Origin of the sequence: Bacillus sp. JJ1609 (assembly GCF_036967045.1) — a bacterium.
Classification (GTDB): domain Bacteria; phylum Bacillota; class Bacilli; order Bacillales; family Cytobacillaceae; genus Mesobacillus.
In genome coordinates this window covers 140708-144646 of sequence record NZ_JBALSS010000008.1, presented here as the reverse complement: position 1 = coordinate 144646, position 3939 = coordinate 140708, and the positions used below count along the sequence as shown (strand labels likewise).

The following is a 3939-nucleotide window of genomic DNA, read 5'->3' as shown; positions in this document are numbered from 1 at the left end:
GAAATCAACAGACTAATTTAACATAGTCTAAAATTTAATAACCTAAAAAAAGAAAATTCGTCAATTTTTCGACATTTTCGAGCGTCTTCTATGAAATTGGTTAATAAAAAGGATATAGTGTATATAGCGAAAAAATGGTGTTTTTTATTTTAATCTATTTATATTACAATGGAAGACAGACACTACTGAAAGGTGGATTTCCCCTAATGAGCAAAACAATCAACGATACATTTCTAAAAGCAGCCAGAGGAGAGCAAACAGATTATGTTCCTGTCTGGTATATGAGGCAGGCTGGAAGATCACAGCCTGAATATAGAGCAATCAAGGAAAAGTATTCACTATTTGAAATTACACACCAGCCTGAGCTTTGTGCTTATGTTACGCGGCTGCCTGTTGAACAATATGGCGTGGACGCGGCGATCCTCTATAAGGATATTATGACACCTCTTCCTGCGATGGGTGTAGATGTAGAAATTAAAACAGGAATTGGCCCAGTTATTTCTAATCCGGTCAAAACACTTGCAGATGTTGAAAAGCTAGGCCACATCAATCCTGAATCAGATATTCCTTACGTTCTTGACACAATCAAGCTGCTAACACAGGAACAATTGTCTGTACCTTTGATTGGATTCTCAGGAGCTCCGTTTACATTAGCAAGCTATATGATTGAAGGCGGTCCTTCGAAGAATTATAACAAGACAAAAGCTTTCATGTACGCACAGCCTGAAGCTTGGTTCGCTCTAATGGACAAGCTTGGAGACATGGTAATTACATATGTGAAATCCCAAATCAAAGCTGGTGTAAAAGCAATCCAGATTTTTGATTCATGGGTAGGTGCACTCAACGTCCATGATTACCGTACATTTATCAAACCAGTAATGAACAGGATTTTTTCTTCTCTAAAGGAAGAAAATGTACCTCTTATCATGTTTGGTGTAGGTGCAAGTCATCTTGCTTTGGAGTGGAACGATCTTCCGCTTGATGTTGTAGGGCTTGATTGGCGTTTGCAAATTAGCGAAGCCCGCGACCTTGGAATCCGAAAAACAGTCCAGGGAAATCTTGACCCTGCAATTCTGCTTGCTCCATGGGAAGTAATTGAAGAAAAAGCAAAAGCAATCCTTGATCAGGGAATGGCTCAGCCTGGCTATATTTTCAACCTTGGACATGGGGTATTCCCTTCAGTGAACCCAGAGACATTGAAAAAATTAACCGCTTTTGTACATGAGTATTCTGCCTCAAAGCTTAGCAAATAGACACATATCTGCTTCTGAGCATTACAATTGGTAAAATAGTCTTGTTTTTGGCAGAATAAAAGCTTAGAGACAGTAAAAAGAGGTGCAATCATGACAAAGAAAAAGATGGGTTTGCTAGTTATGGCATATGGCACACCCTACAAAGAAGAAGATATTGAACGATACTATACACATATTCGCCACGGCAGGACGCCTTCTCCAGAAATGCTCGAGGATTTAAGGCAGCGCTATGAAGCAATTGGTGGTATTTCACCACTAGCAAAAATCACGATTGAACAGGGCGAGATGCTTGAGAAGCACTTAAACAGTATTCAGGATCAAATTGAATTCAAAATGTATCTTGGTTTAAAGCATATCGAGCCTTTTATTGAGGATGCAGTCAGGCAAATGCATGAAGATGGCATAGAAGAGGCTGTAAGCATCGTGTTGGCTCCGCACTTTTCGACATTCAGCGTGAAATCTTACAACGGACGAGCAAAGGAAGAAGCTTCAAAGTTGGGTGGTCCGGAAATCGTATCAGTCGAGAGTTGGTATGATGAGCCTAAATTCATAAAATACTGGTCTGACCGTGTTGCCAAAACATTCTCAAACATGCCTGCTGACGAAAGAGAAAACGCTGTTTTAATCGTGTCTGCCCACAGTCTTCCGGAGAAAATCCTCCAGATGGGCGATCCATACCCGGATCAGCTGCAAAAGACTGCAGACATGATTGCCCAAAATGCAAATGTTAAGAACTACGAGGTAGGCTGGCAGAGTGCTGGAAATACTCCTGAACCCTGGCTTGGGCCAGATGTGCAGGATCTAACCCGGGACCTATTCGAAGCACATGATTATAAAGCATTTGTTTATGTGCCTGCGGGATTTGTATCCGACCATCTGGAAGTCCTGTATGACAACGATTATGAATGTAAAAAAGTCACGGACGAAATCGGAGCAAGCTATTACAGGCCTCCAATGCCGAATGCAGAGCCTGAATTTATTGACGCGATGGCAGATGTGATTTTAAAGAAGCTGTCTACTTCACGCTAAAACTATAAAAAGAAGGCGATTTACCGTGACAGAAATGAAAAAAGTCGTAATTGTCGGAGGCGGCATAACTGGTCTGACTGCTGCGTATTATTTGCAAAAGCATGCCCGGGAAAGCCAGCTTCCTCTTGATGTAAAGTTAGTCGAAGCCTCCCACCGAGTCGGCGGTAAGATGCAGACCTATCTTAAAGATGGCTTTGTAATTGAAAGGGGCCCTGATTCTTTTCTTGAAAGGAAGGAAAGTGCGGGGCGTCTTGTTCGCGAAGTTGGGCTTGGCGATCAGCTGGTCAACAACAGTACAGGGAAATCCTATGTTTTGGTTAAGGACAAGCTTCACCCTATGCCCGGCGGCGCTGTTATGGGGATTCCAACTCAAATCGGTCCTTTCGTTACAACGGGCTTATTTTCATGGCCTGGAAAGTTCAGAGCAGCGGGAGACTTTTTTATGCCTCCTTCAAAGGTCAAAGGTGACCAGTCATTAGGCGAGTTTTTCCGGCGCAGACTTGGTGATGAAGTTGTAGAAAATCTGATTGAGCCTTTGCTTTCAGGTATTTACGCAGGAGATATTGATAACATGAGTCTTTTATCAACATTCCCTCAGTTTTACCAAGTAGAGCAAAAATACGGCAGTTTGATTCTTGGTACAAAGAAAGCCACTCCTGCTCCGAAAAAGAAAACTGCTGAAAACGGACAGGAAAAGAAAAAAGGGATGTTCCTGACAGTGAAAACAGGGCTGCAATCCTTCGTTGACGCAATTGAAGCCAAACTTGAACCAGGTTCAGTAATAAAGGGCATCAGGGTTGATAAAGTCAGCAAGCAGCAGGATAATGGCTATCGTTTGAGATTGAGCAGCGGCGAAACGCTTGATGCTGACAGCATCCTTGTTTCGGCTCCACACGAAGCGGCCCTGCATATGTTTTCTGATCATGATCACATTTTTGAACCGTTTCGTGATATTCCTTCGACATCTGTTGCCACTGTCGCAATGGCTTTCCCGGAAAGTGTCATAAAAGAAGACATCGATGGGACTGGGTTTGTTGTTTCGCGGAATAGTGATTACACGATTACTGCTTGTACTTGGACACATAAAAAGTGGCCGCATACGACGCCAGAAGGAAAAGTCTTGCTCCGACTTTATGTCGGGAGACCGGGAGACGAAGCAGTCGTTGAACTTTCCGATGATGAAATCATCAAAATCGCCCTTGAAGATTTGAACAAAACCATGGATATTCAGGCACAACCTGATTTTGCGGTCGTATCCCGCTGGAAAGAAGCGATGCCGCAGTATACAGTTGGGCACAAGGAAAGAGTCGACAAGCTGAAGAATGATCTTGCAAATGAGCTTCCAGGTGTATTTATTGGAGGCAGCTCCTATGAAGGTGTTGGTCTTCCAGACTGCATCGACCAAGGGGGAGCAGCTATAGAAAAAATACTAAAGTATCTAAAACTCGAATCTTAAAAACCCTTTTAGGGTTTTTTCTTTTTGGCTGTTTTCGTAAACATTGCTGCAATTGTTCTTTGAGGCTGTTCATGAGCATTCGTATGTAAAAAGTGGATTGAATGGTTCTCGGAGCGCTTCTTATGCCTATTCTTTTTATCTTTTTTGTTCATTTAGGTATCCAAGAGGTCTTATTGGTTTCAGCTTTTACCATTTTTTGTA

The 3939-nt window shown here is 42.4% G+C and carries 3 protein-coding genes; all 3 read left to right on the top strand.

All coding sequences use genetic code 11. The features are described from left to right. Positions 1–206: 206 nt before the first annotated feature. The 3 genes from hemE to hemY all read left to right on the top strand — a co-directional run bounded on the left by hemE (position 207) and on the right by hemY (position 3738). The gene (gene hemE / locus V7654_RS09445) at positions 207–1253 is read left to right on the top strand and encodes a uroporphyrinogen decarboxylase (RefSeq protein WP_335430091.1); all 1047 of its coding nucleotides are present in this window, start codon (positions 207–209) and stop codon (positions 1251–1253) included. Between the two features lie 90 nt (positions 1254–1343). Further along, positions 1344–2282, top strand: a complete 939-nt coding sequence (hemH, locus tag V7654_RS09440) for a ferrochelatase (protein ID WP_335430090.1) — start codon at positions 1344–1346, stop codon at positions 2280–2282. Between the two features lie 34 nt (positions 2283–2316). Further along, positions 2317–3738, top strand: a complete 1422-nt coding sequence (gene hemY / locus V7654_RS09435; protein ID WP_335430231.1) for a protoporphyrinogen oxidase — start codon at positions 2317–2319, stop codon at positions 3736–3738. Positions 3739–3939 lie beyond the last annotated feature (201 nt).

Bases quoted from the DNA above. Each gene is read 5' to 3' on its own strand.
- hemE (WP_335430091.1), top strand. From the start codon at position 207: ATGAGCAAAACAATCAACGATACATTTCTAAAAGCAGCCAGAGGAGAG.
- hemH (WP_335430090.1), top strand. From the start codon at position 1,344: ATGACAAAGAAAAAGATGGGTTTGCTAGTTATGGCATATGGCACACCC.
- hemY (WP_335430231.1), top strand. From the start codon at position 2,317: ATGAAAAAAGTCGTAATTGTCGGAGGCGGCATAACTGGTCTGACTGCT.